19 protein-coding genes are annotated in these 20376 nt (G+C 65.8%); 15 read left to right on the top strand and 4 right to left on the bottom strand.

All coding sequences use genetic code 11. The annotated features are described in order from the left end of the window. Nucleotides 1-326: 326 nt before the first annotated feature. The 13 genes from WC585_RS05815 to WC585_RS05755 all read left to right on the top strand — a co-directional run bounded on the left by WC585_RS05815 (nucleotide 327) and on the right by WC585_RS05755 (nucleotide 15086). Nucleotides 327-1169: an outer membrane protein gene (locus WC585_RS05815; protein ID WP_373256643.1), complete on the top strand. Its 843-nt coding sequence runs from the start codon at nucleotides 327-329 to the stop codon at nucleotides 1167-1169. A 201-nt stretch (nucleotides 1170-1370) separates the two neighbouring features. Continuing rightward, nucleotides 1371-6248, top strand: a complete 4878-nt coding sequence (locus WC585_RS05810) for an NAD-glutamate dehydrogenase (RefSeq protein WP_373256641.1) — start codon at nucleotides 1371-1373, stop codon at nucleotides 6246-6248. A gap of 130 nt (nucleotides 6249-6378) precedes the next feature. Beyond that, on the top strand, nucleotides 6379-6849 hold the full coding sequence (locus WC585_RS05805) for a universal stress protein (protein WP_373256640.1): 471 nt from the start codon (nucleotides 6379-6381) through the stop codon (nucleotides 6847-6849). A 106-nt stretch (nucleotides 6850-6955) separates the two neighbouring features. Further along, nucleotides 6956-7513 carry a NifU family protein gene (locus WC585_RS05800; protein ID WP_373256639.1) on the top strand — a complete coding sequence of 186 codons (558 nt, stop codon included), beginning with the start codon at nucleotides 6956-6958 and terminating at the stop codon, nucleotides 7511-7513. Between the two features lie 67 nt (nucleotides 7514-7580). Continuing rightward, complete coding sequence (locus WC585_RS05795) at nucleotides 7581-8183, top strand: helix-turn-helix transcriptional regulator (RefSeq protein ID WP_373256638.1); 603 nt, start codon at nucleotides 7581-7583, stop codon at nucleotides 8181-8183. Nucleotides 8184-8292: 109 nt separating this feature from the next. Then, entirely contained in the window at nucleotides 8293-8994 is a 702-nt protein-coding gene (gene tsaB / locus WC585_RS05790) for a tRNA (adenosine(37)-N6)-threonylcarbamoyltransferase complex dimerization subunit type 1 TsaB (protein WP_373256636.1), read from the top strand. 35 nt (nucleotides 8995-9029) lie between these two features. Beyond that, entirely contained in the window at nucleotides 9030-9446 is a 417-nt protein-coding gene (locus WC585_RS05785) for a GNAT family N-acetyltransferase (RefSeq protein ID WP_373256635.1), read from the top strand. 27 nt (nucleotides 9447-9473) lie between these two features. Next, nucleotides 9474-9956, top strand: a complete 483-nt coding sequence (locus WC585_RS05780) for a Fur family transcriptional regulator (protein ID WP_373256812.1) — start codon at nucleotides 9474-9476, stop codon at nucleotides 9954-9956. A gap of 58 nt (nucleotides 9957-10014) precedes the next feature. Further along, nucleotides 10015-11472: a tRNA (N6-isopentenyl adenosine(37)-C2)-methylthiotransferase MiaB gene (gene miaB / locus WC585_RS05775; RefSeq protein ID WP_373256634.1), complete on the top strand. Its 1458-nt coding sequence runs from the start codon at nucleotides 10015-10017 to the stop codon at nucleotides 11470-11472. A gap of 3 nt (nucleotides 11473-11475) precedes the next feature. Beyond that, nucleotides 11476-12459: a PhoH family protein gene (locus WC585_RS05770; protein ID WP_373256632.1), complete on the top strand. Its 984-nt coding sequence runs from the start codon at nucleotides 11476-11478 to the stop codon at nucleotides 12457-12459. After that, the gene (gene ybeY, locus WC585_RS05765; RefSeq protein ID WP_373256631.1) at nucleotides 12456-12911 is read left to right on the top strand and encodes an rRNA maturation RNase YbeY; all 456 of its coding nucleotides are present in this window, start codon (nucleotides 12456-12458) and stop codon (nucleotides 12909-12911) included. Before WC585_RS05770 ends, ybeY begins: the two co-directional genes overlap by 4 nt. Then, a complete protein-coding gene (gene lnt / locus WC585_RS05760; RefSeq protein ID WP_373256629.1) occupies nucleotides 12892-14529 on the top strand; it encodes an apolipoprotein N-acyltransferase in 1638 nt (545 codons plus the stop codon). Before ybeY ends, lnt begins: the two co-directional genes overlap by 20 nt. Nucleotides 14530-14669: 140 nt before the next feature. After that, nucleotides 14670-15086, top strand: a complete 417-nt coding sequence (locus WC585_RS05755; RefSeq protein WP_373256628.1) for a helix-turn-helix domain-containing protein — start codon at nucleotides 14670-14672, stop codon at nucleotides 15084-15086. Between the two features lie 22 nt (nucleotides 15087-15108). Here the strand turns inward: WC585_RS05755 and WC585_RS05750 are convergent, their stop codons facing one another. Further along, the gene (locus tag WC585_RS05750; protein WP_373256627.1) at nucleotides 15109-15630 is read right to left on the bottom strand and encodes an S-type pyocin family protein; all 522 of its coding nucleotides are present in this window, start codon (nucleotides 15628-15630) and stop codon (nucleotides 15109-15111) included. 120 nt (nucleotides 15631-15750) lie between these two features. On the opposite strand from WC585_RS05750, the gene coaBC reads away from it, so the two are divergent. Together coaBC and dut are read left to right on the top strand one after the other, a co-directional pair. Then, the gene (gene coaBC, locus WC585_RS05745; protein WP_373256626.1) at nucleotides 15751-16977 is read left to right on the top strand and encodes a bifunctional phosphopantothenoylcysteine decarboxylase/phosphopantothenate--cysteine ligase CoaBC; all 1227 of its coding nucleotides are present in this window, start codon (nucleotides 15751-15753) and stop codon (nucleotides 16975-16977) included. Nucleotides 16978-16989: 12 nt separating this feature from the next. After that, nucleotides 16990-17439, top strand: a complete 450-nt coding sequence (gene dut / locus WC585_RS05740; RefSeq protein WP_373256625.1) for a dUTP diphosphatase — start codon at nucleotides 16990-16992, stop codon at nucleotides 17437-17439. Nucleotides 17440-17445: 6 nt separating this feature from the next. On the opposite strand, the gene WC585_RS05735 is transcribed toward dut, so the two are convergent. From WC585_RS05735 to dnaJ, 3 genes are all read right to left on the bottom strand, one after another. Further along, complete coding sequence (locus tag WC585_RS05735; protein ID WP_373256623.1) at nucleotides 17446-18354, bottom strand: DMT family transporter; 909 nt, start codon at nucleotides 18352-18354, stop codon at nucleotides 17446-17448. 8 nt (nucleotides 18355-18362) lie between these two features. Beyond that, complete coding sequence (dapB, locus tag WC585_RS05730; RefSeq protein ID WP_373256622.1) at nucleotides 18363-19112, bottom strand: 4-hydroxy-tetrahydrodipicolinate reductase; 750 nt, start codon at nucleotides 19110-19112, stop codon at nucleotides 18363-18365. A gap of 88 nt (nucleotides 19113-19200) precedes the next feature. After that, nucleotides 19201-20376: a molecular chaperone DnaJ gene (gene dnaJ / locus WC585_RS05725; RefSeq protein WP_373256620.1), complete on the bottom strand. Its 1176-nt coding sequence runs from the start codon at nucleotides 20374-20376 to the stop codon at nucleotides 19201-19203.

Raw genomic sequence — 20376 nt, 5'->3', positions numbered from 1 at the left:
CGCCTCACTGCTCTTCAGGAGCCGGTCCTGCCCTTGATTGGCCACAACCCCTGCCTATTTCGAACCTGTCGCCACGGCCCTCCCCTCCCCCCGAAGCCGTGGCGCTAGAGATCGGTCCCTCCCTCCCCCTCCGGGATCGGTCCGACAGACCGCCGGACGAAAGTTCGGCGGTCTAGTCGTATCTGGGCCTCAGGTTGCATGTGCGGCCGTAAAGACACACAGACTGATCAGCCGCCGTTACGCGGGAACGCCAGCAAAATCATCGCGTTGTGTCGCCCGGAAGGGGGCTTCCCGGCGTGCGCGCCACTACCTTGGATTTGTTTCTCATGATCAAGACACTCTTTATGGCTTCGACGGCCCTGCTGATGACGGGCGTTGCCGCCCCGGCCCTGGCTCAGTCGGCCCCTGACTGGAGCGGCCCCTACGTCGGCATCTACGGCGGCTGGGCAGAGAATGACACCAACGACGATGAGCGTCTGGTGTTCGACCGCGACTTCGACGGCCAGTTTGATGACACCGTCGTTCTGAACGGCACCACCAACGACGCCTTCAGCCCCGGCTACTGCGCCGGCCGCGCCAGCACCCAGATTGCTGCCGACGGCTGCAGCGATCGTTCGGGCGGCGTGCAGGCAGGTCTGGTGGCTGGTTACGACTTCCAGTTCGGCAACTTCGTCGTGGGTGCCGTCGCCGATGTCAGCGCTCTGAACAGCCAGCGTTCGGTGACGGGCTTCAGCACAACCCCCGCCAACTATGTCTTCACCCAGGAACTGCAGGAAATGGCCGCGGTACGCGCTCGCGTCGGCTATGCTGCCGGCCCGGCCCTGATCTATGCCACCGGCGGCGCGGCTTATGCCAATGTCGAGAACCGCTTCGACACGACCAATGGTGCCAACAGCTTCACCGAGCAGTCCAATGAAGACAACATGGACGGCTGGCAGGCCGGTGCCGGTCTGGAATGGCGTCTGGCCCCCAACCTGTCGGTGACGGGCGAGTATCTCTACACCTCGCTGGACGGTGACGGTCAGGTGGTGCGTGCGGGCAACAGCGGCACGACGCCGGCGACCAACCCCTTCATCCTTGCCCCCAATACAACCGGTACGGACATTGGCACCAGCTTCGATTCCTACGACACCCATGCCGTTCGTATCGGCATGAACGTCCGCTTCTGATCCATCCCGGATCACTGAACGGCGATAAGTCGACGCCGGCCTCCGAAAGGAGGCCGGCGTTTCGGTTTTGGGGGTTCCGGTTCCAGCATGGGTGGCCTACGGACGGGCCTGCACACGGCTCGCTTGCCGAAAGAGCGAACCAGCCTAGTGTGAGTTCACCATCGGCGGTCCGGAGCGGATCGCGTCCAGAAGAGATATGCCATGTCAGGCGAAACCGCACCCGTGCTTCCTCAGGCTTTGACCCTGGAGGCGCTGGAGGCGAGCTTTGCGGTTGCGGTGGGCGGCCCTCCGGGCCCGGTGGCCAAGTCATTCCTGGTGCAAGCGCACGAAGACTATGCCGCAGACGAGGCCCCGGAACTGGGCGGCGAGGATCTGGCGGCCCTGCTGGCCTTGGCCTGGGCGGCGGCAGAAGGCCGTTCGCACGGCGAGCCAGCACGCATCACACTGTCGAGGCTGAATGGTGCCGACGGCCGACCGCTGGGATATGACGTCCTGATCGTCATCCAGGACGATCGACCTTTCCTGGTCGACAGCGTCATGGGCGAACTGGCCGAGGCGGGCGTCAGCGTCCGCTGCATGTTCCACCCGGTAACCGATGAGGACGGCGGGCGCGAATCGACCATCATCGTCGTACTGGACCCCCTGCCACAGGAGCGGCGTGATGCCTTGGGCGAGGCCATGGCCCAGACCCTGGCTGACGTCGCGGGCGCGGTGAACGACCATGCCGCCATGGCTGACCTGATGGGACGAGCCATCGCGCATTTGGAGGCCGGCCCCAAGGGTGTCGATCCTGCGATACTGGCCGAAAACATCGCCTTCCTGCGCTGGTTGCAGCAGGACCATTTCGTTTTCCTGGGCGCGCGTGACTATGACTATCCGCGCACTGCGGACGGCGGTTATGAGGCCGAGGCACCCCTGTCGCAGTCGGGCGATGGCCTGGGCGTCCTGGCCGATCCGGACCGGACCGTCCTGCGCCGCGCCAATGAGCCGGCTGTTCTGACGCGGCAGATGAAGCGTCAGCTTGACCTGTCCGATCCCGTTACCGTGGCCAAGGCCAACGCGCGGTCGCGCGTGCATCGCCGCGCCTACATGGATTACGTCGGGGTCAAGCGGTTCGGTGCTGATGGACGTCCGTCCGGCGAGACACGGTTTGTGGGCCTGTTCACGGCCGAGGCCTATGACAAGGTCGCCAGCGAAGTCCCTCTGATCAGGGCCAAGGTTTCTGCAGCCCTGAAGCGAGGCGGCAAGATCGAGGGCAGCCACAGTCACAAACGGTTGCGGAACATCCTCGAGAATTATCCTCGCGACGAGCTGTTCCAGATCAGCGAGAACGAGCTGCTGGACAGTGCCCTGGGCATTCTGCACCTCTATGATCGTCCCCGGATCAAGGCCTTCACGCGCAAGGACCCGTTCGACCGGTTCGTCTCCATCCTGGTCTTCATCCCACGCGAGCGGTTCCACGCCTCGGTGCGGGAGCGCATAGGGCGGCTTCTGGCCCAGGCCTGGGGCGGGCGCATTTCTGCCTGGTATCCGCAGCTGTCGGACCAGCCGCTGGTGCGCATCCACTACATCATCGGCATCACGCCTGGCGATCATCCCTGCCCCGATCCGGCCGAGATCGATGCGATGGTTCAGGAAGCGGGCCGTGGCTGGGTCGACCGCTTCGAGAGCGCCTTGCGTGAGGCGGGCGTGGACGATGTCTCCGTCGGCCCGACCAGCGCGCGCTGGGCCGAGGCCTACGGGGCCGGCTATCGCGACCGTTACACGGCCGCCGAAGCCGTGCTGGACTTCCACCAGATCGACCGGCTGAGTGCATCCGGCGTGCCTGAAGCCGATGGCGGCGACCACAGTGACGCGGTCGCCATCCGCGCCTTCCGCACGGCCGAGGATGGGCCGCTGAACTTCCGTTTCAAGATCTACCGCCGGGGGGCCGCCGCAGCCCTGTCGGACGTCCTGCCCATCCTGACCGACATGGGTCTGAAGACACTAGAGGAGTGGGGCCACACCCTGCGTCCGTCGGGTGGTGACGTTATCCATGTCGACGAATTCCTGATGGAGGATCCGCGTGGCGGCGATCTGAAGTTCGAGGACGTGCGCGGACCGTTTGAAGAGGCTTTCGCGGCTGTCTGGCGCGGTCAGACCGAGAGCGATGGCTTCAACCGCTTGGTGATCGAGCTGGGCGTCGACTGGCGCGAGGCGGCCCTGATCCGCACCCTGGCCCGCTATCGCCAGCAGACCGGTATGGACCCCAGCCAGGCCGTTCAGGAAGAGGCGCTGCGGGACTATCCGGCGGTGGCGCGCAGCCTGCTGAAGCTTTTCAACACCAAGTTCGACCCGGCGGCGGGCGGCGATGCCGCATCGCGCGAAGCGGCCGTGAAGGCCGTCTTCGATCAGATCATCGAGCAGCTTCAGGCCGTGAAAAGTCTGGATCACGACCGTGCCCTGCGTCGCCTGGCCCTGCTGGTCCAGGCGATCAAGCGCACCAACTATTTCGAGGTCGCCGAGGACGGACGGCCCAAACCCTATATCTCGATCAAGATCGCCTCGCGCGAGCTGGAAGACCTTCCCCTGCCCAAGCCGTACAGGGAAATCTTCGTCTGGGCCCCGTGGATCGAAGGGGTGCATCTGCGCTTCGGTCCTGTGGCGCGCGGGGGCCTGCGCTGGTCCGACCGCCGCGACGATTTCCGCACCGAGGTGCTGGGTCTGGTCAAGGCTCAGCAGGTCAAGAATGCCGTCATTGTGCCGGTCGGCTCCAAGGGCGGCTTCTTTCCCAAGAAGCTGGCCGACATCGTCCGCGCCGGCGGCGACCGCGACGCCCAGCAGGCCGAGGCCATCCGCGCCTACAAGACCTTCCTGTCGGGCCTGCTCGACATCACCGACAACATTGCCGCCGATGGTTCCGTCGTCCCGCCCAGGGATGTCGTGCGGTTCGAGGGGGATGACCCCTATCTGGTCGTGGCCGCCGACAAGGGCACGGCGACCTTCTCCGACATCGCCAATGGCGTATCGGCGGACTACGGCTTCTGGCTGGACGATGCCTTCGCTTCGGGCGGGTCTGTCGGCTACGACCACAAGGTCATGGGCATCACAGCGCGCGGGGCATGGGAGGCGGTAAAGCGGCACTTCCGCGAGATGGGCAAGGATATCCAGACCGAGCCCTTCACCGTCGCCGGCGTCGGCGACATGTCCGGCGATGTGTTCGGCAACGGCATGCTGCTGTCGAAGGCGATCAAGCTGGTCGCCGCCTTCGATCACCGCGACATCTTCATCGACCCCAACCCCGATCCGGCCACCAGCTGGGTCGAGCGGGACCGCATGTTCAAGCTGCCGCGCTCGTCCTGGCAGGACTATGACAAGAGTCTGATCTCCAAGGGGGGCGGCGTCTTCCCGCGCTCGGCGAAATCCATCGAGCTGTCGCCCGAGATCAGGGCCCTCCTCGAAATCGACGCCGACGCTGTCGATCCGGCAACCCTGATGCAGGCCATCCTAAAGGCCCCGGTGGAACTGCTCTATTTCGGCGGCATCGGCACCTATGTGAAGGCTGCCCACGAGAGCGACGCCCAGGTCGGCGACAAGGCGAATGATGCTATCCGCATCGACGGTATCGAGGTCCGGGCCAAGGTCATCGGGGAGGGGGCCAACCTGGGCCTGACCCAGGCGGGTCGTATAGGCTATGCGCGAAACGGCGGGCGGATCAACACCGACGCCATCGACAACTCCGCCGGCGTCGACAGCTCCGACCACGAGGTCAACATCAAGATCCTGACCGGAGCGGCGATCGCGTCGGGGGCGTTGAAGGCTGAGGACCGCAATGCCCTGCTGGCCTCAATGACCGACGAGGTCGGGCTGAAGGTGCTGGTCCACAACTACGACCAGACCCTGGCGGTGTCCTTGCAGGAGGCGGAGGGGGCCGGAGCACTGGATGCCCAGCAGCGGTTCATGCAGTGGCTGGGGGTCAAGGGCAAACTGGACCGCAAGGTCGAGGGTCTGCCCGACGACGTCCGACTGGCCGAGATGAAGACCACGGGTCTGGCCCTGACGCGACCCGAGCTGGCGGTGCTGACGGCCTATTCCAAGCTGGAGCTGTTCGACGACATCGTCGCGTCCAGGGCCCCGGACGATGCCTTCTTCAAGAAGACCCTGATCGACTATTTCCCGGCTCCGCTGGCGAAATATGAAGCCGACATGCAGCGGCACCGTCTGCGGCGCGAGATCATCTCGACCGTCCTGTCGAACGAGATCGTCAACATGACCGGGGCGACCTTCCCGGAACGTCTGCGCATCTCGGCCCAGTGCGACACAGGGGCCATGGTTCTGGCTTTTGAGGCCGCGCGTCAGGTCTTCCGACTGGACGAGGCCTGGGCGCAGGTCTCGGCGCTGGACCTGAAGATCACGGCTGAAGCCCAGATGGCACTCTATGCCGAAATCTCCACCGTGCTGCGTCGCCAGACCTCCTGGCTGGCACGCCGGGCCATGCAGCCGGGCGCGACGGTGGACAGCCTGATCGCCGCCTACCGTCCGGCGGCCGATGCCTTGAGGGCAGCGGGAGGCTCTGTGCTGTCACGCTTCGAACAAGCGCGTCTGGACAGCCGGATCGAGGCCTTTGTGGCCCTGGGCGCAACCCAGGCGATGGCGCGGGACTTCGCCATGCTCAGACCTCTGGTCGCCACGGCGGACATCGGCGACCTGGCTCGAGAGGCCGGATGGCCGGAACCGGCCATGGCCATGCTGTATCATCAGGTCGGGGCGGCTTTCGACTTCGACCGTCTGCGGGCCGCAGCGGGCAACGTCCCCTCGATGGACCATTTCGACCGTCTGGCCGTACGCCGCCTGATCGAGGATCTGATGGCCGAGCAAAGGGTCCTGACCCGCGCTGTGGCCAAGGCCTCCGGCGTCGGGGTCGGGGCCAGCGAGGCGGCGGCGGAGACGGCCGTCGATGCCTGGATCGGGCCACGTCAGAAGACCGTCGAGGGTGTGCGTGCCTCGGTGGACGAGATCGAGGCCTCGGGCACCGGCTGGACGTTCGCCAAGCTGACCATCGCCAACTCGGCCATTCGGGAAATCGCCAACTCGGTGTAGGGGCGCTACCGCTCACGACGCGGTCGTTCGCGGCTTGAGCGTATTCTCGAGCGCTCACGCTCGCGCTCCAGCGCGGGTGTTTGCGATCGTCCGCGATCTGCTAGGGTTGCCAGGCTGAGGGAGGCCTTCGATGCCGCGCAAGTTTCTGGTCGTCGTGGATGACAGTCCCGAGTTCGAGGCTGCCTTGCGCTATGCGGCAAGACGGGCGCGTTCGACGGGCGGACGCGTGGCCCTGCTCAGGGTCATTCCCCCCGCTGCGTCCGACGCCCACTGGGCCGGGGTGCGAGAGGAGATCGAGCGCCAGACCCGCGCCGAAGCCGAGACGCTTCTGAACGGCTGGGCGGAACAGGCGCATGAACGGTCCGGCGAGATGCCCGTGATCCTGATCGAACGCGGCGAGCCTCAGGACGCGATCCGCAAGGTCGTGGGCGAAGACAGCGAGATCAAGATTCTCGTGCTGGCGGCAGGTGAAGGATCGCGCGGGGCGGGGCCGCTGGTGACGGCGATCCTGAAACAGGGCGCGGCGTTCACGGGGCGCAAGCTGCCGGTGACGATCGTGCCGGGCGAGCTGACCGAGCAGGACATCGAGGATCTGGCCTGATTTTTTAGGGCGCTAACGCGCGCGACGCGGTCGCTCGCTGCTTGAGCGCGTTGTGGCTTTTTCGTCAGGCCTTGAACACTGGCGGCACCGGGCGCACTTACCGGCCATGTTCATCCAGACCGAACCCACTCCGAACCCCAATGTCCTGAAGTTCCTGCCGGGGCGCGATGTCTCGGCCGAACCGCGCGAATTCCTGACGTCGAACGAGGCGTCGGTGTCGCCGCTGGCCGAGGCCCTGTTCGGACTGGAGGGGGTGACCGGCGTCTTCTACGGCTCCGACTACGTGTCGGTGACGCGAGAGGCGCAAGGGCTGGAATGGACCCAGATGAAGGCCCCGATCCTGGCGGCCATCATGGATCATTTCGTCTCGGGTGCGCCTCTGATGCGCGGCGGAGATTTCGACAGCACCAGCCCCGACGGCGACGACACCGAGGTCGTGGCCGAGATCAAGCAGTTGCTCGACAGTCGCATCCGCCCCGCCGTCGCTCAGGACGGCGGCGATATCCTGTTCGACAGTTTCGACGAGGAGACGGGGGTCCTCTCTCTTCGCCTGCGCGGAGCCTGCTCAGGCTGTCCGTCGTCATCCGCCACGCTGAAATCGGGGGTGGAGCAGATGATGAAGCACTATGTCCCGGAAGTGACCCGGGTCGAACAGGTCCTCTGAAACCATTGGACTTCAAACAAAAGTGTTACCAATTCGATTTTGTCGTCCGACGCTGTAGAGTTTGGCCATGGCCAGGTTTGAAAGCGGCGCGGAAATTCGAAATTTGGGCTCGGCCTTGGCCGATCTCAGGCTTGATCGTGGGTTGAGCCAGGCTGAGGCCGGTCAACGCGCCGGTATGACCAGTCAGGCCTGGGGTCTGTACGAGTCCGGCAAGCGTCCTGGACTGTTCCGGCCCGATGTCCAGCGGCGGCTCGCTCAGGCGATCGACGCAACCGTTGAGGAACTGGCGCACAAAGCCGGCTTGCCGAAACGCGTGACCGATGCGACGCCCGAATCCGGCAAAGCAAGCCTGGGGCAGGCATTCATTGGCACGCGACCCCTTCAGACCCTCGCCGCCAGCCGCCACCGTTTCCAGGTGTCTAATGATGACCTATGGCCCTGGGCAGCATCCGGGGTCGTGCTTGAATATGAAATCGGTCGCTGGCCGCGACGCGACCAGGGGTGTGTGATTGAACTTGTGGATGGCCAACGGTTGGCGCGGCTCTACCACAGCGCCGATGGAACGACGCTATATCTACGCGGCGGTCCCGATGGTTTCGGCTCCGAAGAGAGGCTGGCGCGCGCCCAGGTGCGTTCAGTTTTTGCAGTCGTGGCGCGGCTCGATATATGAAACAATTCGCTTCTCAGGCGGTCTTCGGGATGAAAATGTTTCACGCAACGCCCGCAGGGTCGGCCAATACCGGGTCCCAGCGAATGGCCCGACCCCCAGGTCCTGCGCAATGAGGTTGCTGGTCATCGATACTGCCCTCGGGTTGTGCACCGCAGGCGTGTTCAGGGTTGAGGGCGATCAGGTCGAGAGCCTTGGTCTTTGCTCTGAGGCCATGACGCGCGGCCATTCGGAGCGGCTGGCTGGAATGGTCCGCGATGCGGTGAGGCACTCCGGTGGAGGTTTTGGCGATCTGGACCGGATCGGTGTGACGGTCGGGCCAGGGTCTTTCACCGGCCTGCGCGTCGGTCTGGCATTTGCCCAGGGCCTGGGCGCTGCGCTGGGCCGGCCCGTGATCGGCCTTTCATCGCTGGATGCCTTGGCGGCTTCGGTAGCACCTGCAGCCGTGACCGTGGCCGTGATCGATGCCCGGCGCGGTCAGGTCTATGGCCGTGTCTGGCGAAATGGAGTGGCGAGCCAGCCACCGGAAGCCTGGACGCTCGAGCGGGCACAGACGATCGTCGCCGATGCGGAAATTCTGGAAAGTCAGATCAGCGGCTCCGACGGGGAAGGCATTATGATCGTGGGTTCCGGTGTCTCGCTGATTTCACAGGCGGAAGGCTGGCCGCTGGATGGCCCAGATCCAGCCGCATTGGCCCGACTGACGGCCGCTGCCGATCCCGCAGGTCATCCGCCACGCCCGCTGTATTTGCGGGCACCCGACGCAACCCCGCCGACACGTCTGCCGGGGCAGGCCAGAGGGCCACGACCGTGATCCCGGGCATAGGTCGCTCCCCACCGGAGCCGGTGATGGCGCACCGTCTGGCGGAACTGCATGCCGAATGCTTTGATGCCCCCTGGGACGCCCGAGCCTTCGCCGAACTTCTGGTTCAGCCTGGGGTATTCGCCCTGCTGGAGGCGGCAGGATTCATCCTGATACGGACTGTCGCCGATGAGGCGGAAATCCTGACACTGGCGGTGCGACCTCCGGCACGAAAGGCCGGCCTGGGGCTGTCACTGGTGCAGCGGGGGGCGGCGTTGGCGATCAGCCAGGGGGCCCGACGCCTGTTTCTGGAGGTTGCCGAGGACAACGGCGCGGCACGGGCGCTCTATGCCCGCACCGGCTTTGCCGAAGCAGGTCGCCGCCCCGACTATTATGCGCGGACAGACGGTTCGCGCGTTGGCGCCCTTGTGTTGGCAAGAGACCTGTCCCAGCCGCTTCCCTAGATGGCCTTTGCCCACTATCCTGAAACCATGGACCGGATTGAAAAGCTCTGCGCCGAGCGCGGCATGCGCATGACCGAACAGCGGCGAGTCATCGCGCGCGTGCTGTCGAATGCCGAGGATCACCCGGATGTCGAAGAACTGTACCGGCGCGCCTCGAGCATCGACCCGCACATCTCGATCGCCACTGTCTATCGCACCGTGCGCCTGTTCGAAGAGGCCGGCGTGGTCGAGAAGCACGACTTTGGCGATGGGCGCAGCCGCTATGAAGAAGCGGGCGACGACCACCACGATCACCTGATCGACACCCGGACCGGCGAGGTGATCGAATTCTTCGACGCCGAGATCGAGCGGCTGAAGACCGAGATCGCTCAGCGCCTGGGCTTCGAACTGGTCGGCCACAAGCTGGAACTCTACGGCAAGGCCATTGAGGGAGCCGAACCGTCCGGCCGCGAGGGGCTGATCTTCACCCGCCATGCGGCGCGGGTCGATCCCGAGGCCATCGATAGCTGATTGACGCAGCGTCGCCCCTGCATGGCGTCCGTCGCCGCATGCGACTAAACAGTCGCGCATGACCGATACGCTCGTTCCCGCTCAGTCCCTGCTGTCCCCGGCAGATGACGCAGGCTCGCCCAAGCGCCTGTTCATCAAGACCTACGGCTGTCAGATGAACGTCTATGACAGCGAGCGCATGGCCGATGTGCTGCGTCCGTTGGGCTATGCCACGACCGATACCGCCGAAGGCGCGGATTTCGTCATCCTGAATACCTGCCACATCCGCGAGAAGGCGGCCGAGAAGGTCTATTCCGAACTGGGCAAGCTGCGCGAAATGAAGGAAGACCGTGCTGCCTCCGGTCGCGGCATGACCATCGCCGTCGCGGGCTGCGTGGCCCAGGCCGAGGGCGAAGAGATCATGCGGCGCCAACCCGCAGTCGATCTGGTTGTCGGGCCCCAGGCCTATCACCAACTGCCCGAACTGCTGACGCGCACGGCAAGAGCGCGCGGCGAGCGGATCGGGGCCGACTTCGCTCCAAACGACAAGTTCGACGCTTTGCCGACCCAGCGTGGCGGCACGAGCGTGGCCGCCTTCCTGACGGTACAGGAGGGGTGCGACAAGTTCTGCACCTTCTGTGTGGTGCCCTACACGCGCGGTGCCGAATGGTCGCGGCCGGTGGCGGCGGTCCTGGCCGAGGCGCGAGAGCTGGCGGCGCGGGGTGTGAGAGAGGTCACGCTGCTGGGACAGAACGTCAATGCCTATGACGGCGAGGGCGCGGACGGGAAGCCCTCCAGCCTGGCGCGACTGGTCTACGCCCTGGCCGACATCCCCGGCCTGGACCGGATCCGCTACACGACCAGCCATCCCAACGACATGTCCGACGATCTGATCGCGGCGCATGGCGAGCTGCCGCAGCTTATGCCCTATCTGCACCTGCCGGTTCAGACGGGGTCGGATCGGCTGCTGCGACTGATGAACCGCAAACATGGGCGTCAGAAATATTTCGACCTGATCGACCGCATACGGGAGGCGCGGCCCGATATCGCCCTGTCCGGCGACTTCATCGTCGGCTTTCCCGGCGAGACCGACCGCGATTTCGAGGATACGATGGATCTGGTCCGCCGGGTTCGCTACGCCAGCGCCTTCTCCTTCCTGTATTCGCCGCGCCCCGGTACGCCCGCCGCGACAATGGGCGCGCAAGTGCCGGACGCCGTGGCACGCCCACGGCTGCATGCGCTTCAGGCCCTGCTGCTGGAACAGCAGGCCGCCTTCAATGCGGCCCAGGGCGGCAAGACCTTCGAGGTCCTGTTCGAGAAGAAGGGGCGGGAAAGACGTCAGGCCATCGGTCGGTCGCCCTATCTTCAGTCGGTCCACATGGAGGATGCGGATCATCTGATCGGTCAGATCGTTCCGGTCTTCATCGCCAGCGGCGAGCAGAACAGTCTGACCGGGCAGTTGCCCGGCCATCACCACCAATCCGGGTCGCGTCCTCAAGCAGAGAGCCGCCGCGCGGCAAGCGATAGGACACCATAAAGCATGGCGCGCGAAACCGAGTTTCTGGCCCTGGATGACACCGCGGTTCGCGCCGTGACGGGACCCAACAGTCGCCACGTCGCCCTGATCGAGGATGCCTTCAAGGTTCTGATCGAGGCCCCCGGCGGCGGTGTCTCGATCAACGGCGGGGCTCGCGACCGGGCCAATGCCAAACAGGTGATCCAGACCTTGGCCACACGCGCCGCCAAGGGGGCCACGGTGACCGAAGCGGACGTCCGCGCGGCCTTGGGTGAGGTTCGCGGCGGCGGGCGGTCGACCAGCGATCCCATGGCCCTGCCCATCGGCAAGCGCGGGGCCATCGTGCCCAAGACCAATGCCCAGGCGCGGTATCTGGAAACCCTGGCACGATGCGAGCTGAGTTTCGGCGTGGGTCCGGCGGGGACTGGCAAGACCTTTCTGGCCGCCGCCTACGGTGCCAATCTGCTGCGCCGGGGCCAGGTGGATCGACTGGTCATCACCCGCCCGGCGGTGGAGGCGGGCGAGAAGCTGGGCTTTCTGCCCGGCGACCTGAACGAAAAGGTCGATCCCTATCTGGCCCCGATCTGGGAGGCGCTGAACGACATTCTGGGGGCCGAAGACGTCCAGCGCCGACGCGACAAGGGTGAGATCGAGGCCGCCCCCATCGCCTTCATGCGCGGCCGTACGCTCAGCCATGCCTTCGTCATCGTCGACGAGGCCCAGAATACCAGCCGCCTGCAGATGAAGATGGTCCTGACACGGCTGGGGGAGGGGGCCCGGATGGTGGTCACCGGCGATCCGTCGCAGATCGACCTGCTGAACCCGCGCGACAGCGGTCTGGCCCATGCTCTGCGCATCCTGCGAGATGTGAAGGGCGTGGGCGTGCTGGAGTTCGAGGCCCAGGACGTGGTGCGCCACGCCATGGTCGAGCGGATCGTTCGGGCCTATGACGCCGACGCCGCCGGCAAACGCTTGCCCGCAGATCTCGAGGACACGGCCGAGGGATGATCGAGGTCGAAATCGACGACGGCGCCTGGAGCGCCGCCCTGCCCGACGTGGCAGCAGTGGTCGAGCGGGCTGCGTCGCTGGCCCTGGGCGACACCCGGGGCGACGTTGTGATCCTTCTGGCCGACGACGCCCATGTTCAGCAGATCAATGCGCAATTCCGTGACAAGGACCGCCCGACCAATGTGCTGTCCTTTCCGGCACCGGACAGCGCCCGGCCGCATCTGGGTGACCTGATCCTGGCCTACGGCGTCTGTGCGGCCGAGGCGGCGGAACAGGGCAAGTCCCTGTCCGACCATCTCAGCCATATGACCGTCCACGGCGTGCTGCATCTGCTTGGGCATGACCACGAGATCGACAATGAGGCCGAGGCGATGGAGGCCGAGGAGCGCCGCCTGCTTGCCAGCCTGGGGATTGCCGACCCATACAGCGTCGATGAGCCAGACCGCGCCTGATACCGCATTGATGACGACACCGCCCGCTCGGCTGATTGGCCGGGGTCTGCGCTGGGCGCGGATCGGCCTGGCCCTGCTGGCAGGTGCCGGTGCGGCGCTGGCGCATCCGCCGTTCGGCATTCTGCCGGGCCTGTTCGGCTATGCCCTGCTGATGATCCTGTCGGAGCGGTCGGCCAAGATGCGCGGGGCCTTCTGGATGGGCTGGCTGGCGGGGTTTGCCTATTTCCTGATCAGCTGCTGGTGGGTGGCGGAGGCGTTTCTGGTCAATCCGGCACAGGCCTGGATGGCCCCTTTTGCGGCCTCGGCCCTGCCTGCCGGACTGGGCCTGTTCTGGGGCGTGGCAACGGCGTTGTATCGCCGGTTCGGCCCGAAAGGTCTTCGGCGGGTTCTGGTTTTCACCGCCCTTTTCTGTCTGCTGGAGTGGCTGCGCGGCCATGTGCTGACCGGGTTTCCATGGAACCCGGCGGGGGCCAGCTGGAAGGCGGGCTCGGCCGCGTCGCAGTTCGCTGCCATCGGCGGTGTCTATGGTCTGGGTGTCCTGACGGTAGGAGCTGCAGCCGCGTTCGGGCCGCTGTTCAGTGCTGGACCACGCAAGGGACGGATCGTGACCGCGGCCTTGGGCGCGCTGGTCGTCTTGGGCCTGGTGGTCGGCGGCTCGATCCGCCTGTCACAGGCCCGGATGAAACTGACTGACACCACCGTCCGCATCGTCCAGGCCAATGTCGCCCAGGCGTCCAAATGGACGCCCGATGCGTACGAAGGCATCGTCCGGCGCTACATCGCACTGAGTGCCCAGCCCGCCGCGGTGACGCCCGATCTGGTCATCTGGCCAGAGGGATCGCTACCCGCGTCCGGAAACGACGTCTTTGCTGCCGGAGCCTGGGAGGCCGCAGCGATCCAGAGCGCGCTCCGGCCCGGTCAGACCCTGCTGATGGGTCTGGGCATTGGCGAGCCTGACCCTTCGGTTCCGGAGGGGGGGCGATATTACAACAGCCTGCTGGTCGTCCAGAACCTGGGCGGTCCGTCGCCGGCCGTCTCGGCGGCCTATGACAAATACCGTCTGGTGCCCTTTGGTGAGTATCTGCCCGCCGGCCGGCTGTTGGGTGCGCTCGGTGTGCGGGCCCTGACCCATATGCCGACCGATTTCAGTGCGGGGCCGAGACCTGCGCCTATCGACATTCCCGGCGCACCGCGCGCCCAGCCCCTGATCTGCTACGAAAGCCTGTATCCCGGTTTCACGACGGCCGGTGCCAATCGCCCCCAATGGATCCTGAACATCTCCAACGATGCCTGGTTCGGAGCCACATCCGGCCCGCTTCAGCACCTGAACCTGGCCAGCTATCGCGCCATCGAGACGGGTCTTCCAGTGGTGCGCTCGACGCCGACAGGCACGTCGGCCATGATCGATCCCTGGGGACGGGTGATTGAAGATCAGCGTCTGGACAGCGGCCAGAGCGGCGTCATAGACGCGGCCCTGCCTAGGGCGACCGGGCTTACCGTATACGGGCGCTTCGGCGACTTGCTCTTCTGGCTTCTGATCGTCGCTGGCCTGACGCCATGCCTGTATCGGCCCCGTCTTTTTCAGCGCGGAGGCTCTACAAAAGCTAGAGCCACATAGGAATTCCCGCGAGGAGGGAATATTTGCGTGGTTATCGGGGTTCAGGTTGAAAGTCCTGTGACGCAAGCTCCATTTGTATGGTGACATAAGCGTCGCTGGAGCGCATTCAGGCGGAACTCTAACGCAAGGACGCATTAACGATGGCGAGAGGAACTGGCGAGGACGGCCCCCACCCCGTCGACCGGCATGTCGGTCGCAGGGTTTGCGAAAAGCGTCTGGCGCTTGGCTATAATCAAAGTGACCTGGGACGCGCGCTAGGCCTGACGTTTCAGCAGATCCAGAAATACGAGAAGGGCACCAACCGCGTCTCGGCGTCCAAGCTTTGGGACATCGCGCGCTTCTTCAAGGTGGATATCGGCTATTTCTTCGAGGGTCTGACCGGGTCCTCCGCCGTCGGCATGGCCGAAGAGGGCGGTGCCTTCGAGCATGACCATCCCGCCACCCGCTACACGATCGAAATCGGCCGATTGGCCCCGCAGCTGACCACGCGCCAGCAGAAGCTGGCTCTCGACCTGATCCGGGACATGGCCGATCGGCCGGAGCCAGCCGAAGACTGACGCCAGCAGCAGGCGCTGATATCTATTCTGACGATCCAGACGACCGGCGCTGACCAAAGGTCGGCGCCCTTTCTTTCTGCTCCGCCCAGTAAGATGCACCGTCGCGCGGCTTGAACATCGTCTTGGGCACGCCGTCACGCGAAACGACGGCAAAGGTGTTGGTCGAGGCCTGGTACAGCAACACGTCGCCATTGGGCCGCTCGACACGCTCGGTTCCTGCAGGTGGATTGCCCGTGAACTGCTCGACCTTGGTCAGATAGACCTGCGGAGTCGCGGCATCGAAATCGGCACCGTTACGCTCGAACAGGCGTGCCGTCTTGGCATCTACTGTCTCACGACGGTTGGCGGTCAGCGCAGGCTTTGGAGCGGCCGCTGCGCTGTCGGCGCTGCCACTTTCGAGCGCTGCGCTGGTCAGAACCGCCTGAGGCGCTTCTGCAGATCGATCCCGCGTCTCCACGGCGGAGTCGCCATTGCCGCACCCAGTCAGCACCAGCATGGCCGACATGGCCAGAACGCCCACAATCGTCTTGTCGCTAATAACCATTGAACCCTCCCGGTTGAAACCCACCGAGGGTAGGGTAATCACAGGTTCTGTGTTCTTGCAATGTTCTTGTTTGCCGAACCGTCACTCGACGACCTGCCCTGGCCTCGCTAGACGGTGAACATGACCCAGCCATCTCTCACCGGCCGAAAGATTTTGCTGATCGTCGGCGGCGGTATCGCCGCCTACAAGGCGCTGGAACTGGTGCGGCTGCTTAAGAAGGCGGGGGCCGAGGTGATGAGCGTCCTGACGCCCGCCGGGGGCGAGTTCGTGACGCCGATGTCGCTGGCCGCCCTGACGGGCCATCCGGTGCGCCAGGCCCTGTTCATGCCCGAGGACGAGACGGCCATGGGCCATATCGAGCTGTCGCGCTGGGCCGATCTGGTGGTGGTGGCTCCGGCGACGGCGGGGCTGATTGCCAAGGCGGCGAACGGGATGGCCGACGACCTGGCATCCACGACCCTGCTGGCGACGGACAAGAAGGTTCTGCTGGCCCCCGCCATGAATGTGCGGATGTGGCAACATCCGGCGGTCCAGGCCAATGTTGCGCGGCTGAAGGGTTTTGATGGCTTTCACGGCGTGGCGATGGTCGGGCCGGATGAGGGCGAGATGGCCTGCGGTGAGTTCGGACCCGGGCGGATGGCAGAGCCCGCAGCCATTCTGTTGGCCATTGAGGGTCTGCTGGCCGGGCCGGACGGCCGGCCTCTGGCCGGACGCACGGCGGTGGTGACGGCCGGCCCGACGTTCGAGCCGATCGATCCCGTGCGCGGACTGACCAACCGCTCCAGCGGCAAACAGGGCTATGCGATCGCCGAAGCCCTGGCCCAACTGGGCGCGACGGTGACGCTGGTGTCCGGACCCGTGGGGCTGGCTGCGCCGGTGGGTGTAACGCGCGTCTGGGTGGAGACGGCCCAGGACATGAAGGCGGCCGTGGAGGCTGTCCTGCCCGCCGACATCGCAGTCATGAGCGCCGCCGTGGCCGACTGGCGCGTGGACGGCGTGGCCTCGGGCAAGATCAAGAAGGCCCCGGGCGGACCGCCCTCGCTGGCCCTGATCGAGAACCCGGACATTCTGGCGGGCGTCTCGGCCCCTGGCCCCAAAAGGCCGAAGCTCGTCATCGGTTTCGCAGCGGAAACGACGGATCTGGACACCAATGCCCGGGCCAAGCTTTCGCGCAAGGGCTGCGACTGGATCGTCGGCAACGATGTATCCGACGATGTGTTCGGCGCCGACGGCAATGCCGTGACGCTGTTCACACGCGATGCAGAGCCTGACGAATGGCCGCGCCAGAGCAAGGCCGAAGTGGCGCGTAAATTAGCCGCCCGCATCGCCGATCACTTCAAGGCCTGAGAGATACTGCCCATGACCACCCTGCGTATCCAGTGCCTGCCGCATGCCGAGGGCCTGGCCTTGCCCGCCTATGAGACGACGGGATCGGCGGGTATGGACCTGCGGGCGGCGGTGGCGGACGATGCGCCGCTGACGCTCGAGCCGGGTGCCCGGGCGCTGGTGCCGACCGGACTCAAGATCGCGCTGGAGCGGGGCTATGAGGCGCAGGTGCGGCCCCGGTCGGGGCTGGCGTTGAAGCACGGCCTGACCTGCCTGAATTCGCCCGGCACGATCGACAGTGATTATCGCGGCGAGGTCGGCGTCATCCTGATCAACCACGGCGAGGAGCCGTTCGTGATCCGCCGCGGCGAACGCATCGCCCAGATGGTCGTGGCCAGACACGAGCAGGCCGAGGTGGTTCAGGTCGAGACGCTGGACGAGACGGTTCGCGGCAGCGGCGGGTTCGGTTCGACGGGGCGCTGAGAGCCGTCAGACCGTCGGAGTGGACGGCAGGGTGCTGTCCCGCCGGAGCACGCGCTCGCGCCAGGCGATGTAGAGACCGCTACCGGCAATCAGGGCGGCCCCGCCCAGGGTGGTGACCGTGGGCACGTCGCTCAGCAACAGCCAGCCCAGCACCAGGGCACCGACCATCTGCAGATAGTCCAGCGGGGCGAGGGCCGAGACCGGCGCGTGTCGCAGGGACGTGGTCATCAAGAGCTGAGCCAGTCCGCCTGCCAGGCCACCTGCGGCCAGTATGGCCAGAACCGCCCAGCCATGACTGTGGCCGTCGATCAGGGCGAGGGTTCCGCCCGCTACCGAACAGGCGATGAAGAACCAGAAGACGATGGCCGTCGCCGACTCCGTCTTGCCCAACTGGCGCAGGGTGACGGTGACGGAGGCGGCGACGAAGGCTCCGCCGAGCGCAAACAGCAATCCAGCCAAGGGCGGTGCCCCTTCGGCACCGGGTCGAACCATGACCAGTACACCCAGAAAGCCCACGGCGATCGCGGCCCAGCGATGACGCCGCACCCTTTCCTTCAGGAAGGCGATGGACAGCAGGGTGGCGAAGATGGGCGAGGTAAATCCGATGGTCGTGGCGTCGGCGAGCGGCAGAAGGCGCAGACCCTGGAAGATCAACAGTATGCCCGTCACCCCCAACAGACAGCGCCAGACATGGACCATTGGCCTGCGGGTCGTGATCGAGGCCAGCCCCCCCTTGGCGCTTGCGATCCAGATCAGCACGACCGGCAGGCCGAAGAGCGAGCGGTAGAAGACCATCTCTCCGGCCGACACGGGCTCCAGCGTCGCGGCCCATTTCATCAGGGCGTACATCAGCGAAAAACACAGGGCCGCGGCGACCCGCAGCGCCATGCCATAGCTGGTGCCGTGCCGGATCATCGGCCCGGTCAGGCCTGGCGGAAGCCTAGGACGTCCTGCATGTCATAGAGGCCGGGCGGGCGGCTGCGGACCCAGGCGGCGGCGGCCACAGCACCCTTGGCGAACAGGGAACGGTCGATGGCCGAATGGCTGAGGGTCAGGGTTTCGTCGTCCGAGGCGAACAGGACGGTGTGCTCGCCGATCACGCCACCGGCGCGAAGGGAGGCGAAGCCGATGTGGCCCTCTGCGCGCGGCTCGCCGACGCCGTCGTAGGGGGCGCTGCGGACATCGGCCAGATCGACATCACGACCGGAGGCCGCTGCTTCGCCCAGCATCAGGGCCGTGCCGGATGGAGCATCGACCTTCTTGCGGTGGTGGGTTTCCAGAATCTCGATGTCCCAGTCGCGGGCGTCCAGACGCTGGGCCGCGTGCTCGACCAGGCCGATAAGGATGTTCACGCCCAAGGAGAAGTTGCCGCTGCGGACGATGGCGATCTTTTCGGCGGCCTTGAGGATTTCGGCGTCCTGTTCAGGCGTCAGGCCGGTGGAGCCAATGACCAGGGCGGGACCACCCTTGGCCGCGCAGGCCTGCGCCAATTCGACGGAGGCGTCGGCCGTCGAGAAATCGATGACCACGTCGCACAGGGACAAGTCCGGCGTCTCGCCCCGATCAAAGCGGGCGGCGACGACGACATCCTCACGCGCGTCTAGCACGGAGGAAACGGCGCGGCCCATACGGCCCCGGGCCCCGGAAATACCGGCGTGGAAGATGGCGCTCAAACGATAGACCCCCGCTTGCGACCCGGATGGCGATCCGGGACCGGATGATTATGCACCTGAGGCGTGGCGGCTCCAGCCTACAAACGCCCTACTGCGCCGTTTCCTTGCCGGTGTCGCCCAGGATGTCGGCCCAGAAGCGCTTAGCCTTGCCTGCGAAGGACGAGTTGCGTGGCGTCTGGGTCTCGCCCAGGGAGGCGGCCAGCTCTTCCAGCAGTTCCTTCTGACGCGCGGTCAGGTCGGTCGGGGTCTCGACAAACAGCTCCACCACCAGATCACCGCGCTGACGCCCGTTCAGATGGGGCATACCCTTGCCCTTGATCCGAACGGTCTTGCCGGTCTGGGAGCCGGCGGGCACGTCCACATTGGCGCGGCAGCGGCCGTCGCAGGCTTCGGACACCAGGCACGGGGCCTCGATCTCGCCGCCCAGGGCCGCCGTGGTCATGGAAACGGGAACGGTGACCAGCAGGTCCAGATTGTCCCGCTCGAACAGTTCGTGTGGTGTCACCGACAGGAAGACATACAGGTCGCCGCGGGGGCCGCCGCGCATGCCGGCATCGCCCTCACCCGACAGGCGGATGCGCGAGCCGTCGTCGACGCCGGCGGGCACCTTCAGGTTCAGTGTGCGGTTCTTCCGGACCTGACCGTGGCCGTGGCAGGTGGTGCAGGGATCGGCGATCTGGCCCGAGCCGCCGCAGGTCGGGCAGGTGCGCTCCACCTGGAAGAAGCCGTTGGCCTGACGCACACGGCCCGCGCCGCCGCAGGTGCCGCAGGTCGAGGGCTGGGTGCCGACCTTGGCCCCCGAGCCATCGCAGGTGTCGCAGGTCGCGGTCGTGGGCACCCGAATCTCGACGTCGGCCCCCTTGTAGGCCTGTTCCAGAGTGATCTCGAGATCGTAGCGCAGGTCCGAGCCCCGGCGCGGGCCGTGCTGACGCGCACCACCGCCGGTTCGACCGCCGAAGACGTCGCCGAAGGCGTCGCCGAAGACCTGGGAAAAGATGTCGTTGACGTCGTGGAAGCCCTGCTGCTGGCCGCCGCCGCCATTGACGCCTGCGTGTCCGAACCGGTCATAGGCGGCCCGCTTCTGGCTGTCGGACAGGACGGTATAGGCCTCGGAGATTTCCTTGAACCGCGCCATGGATTCCTCGGAGCCGCCGTTGCGGTCCGGATGGTGCGTCATGGCCAGTTTGCGATAGGCCGACTTCAGGCCGGCGGCGTCTATGGTCCGCTCGACCTCCAGGATTTCGTAATAGTCACGCGTCGCCAT

Source organism: Brevundimonas sp., from assembly GCF_041648055.1.
In the GTDB taxonomy this organism is placed as follows: Bacteria; Pseudomonadota; Alphaproteobacteria; order Caulobacterales; family Caulobacteraceae; genus Brevundimonas.
The sequence above is the reverse complement of the archived record's forward strand: the minus strand, read 5'-3'. Positions and strand labels throughout refer to the sequence as shown.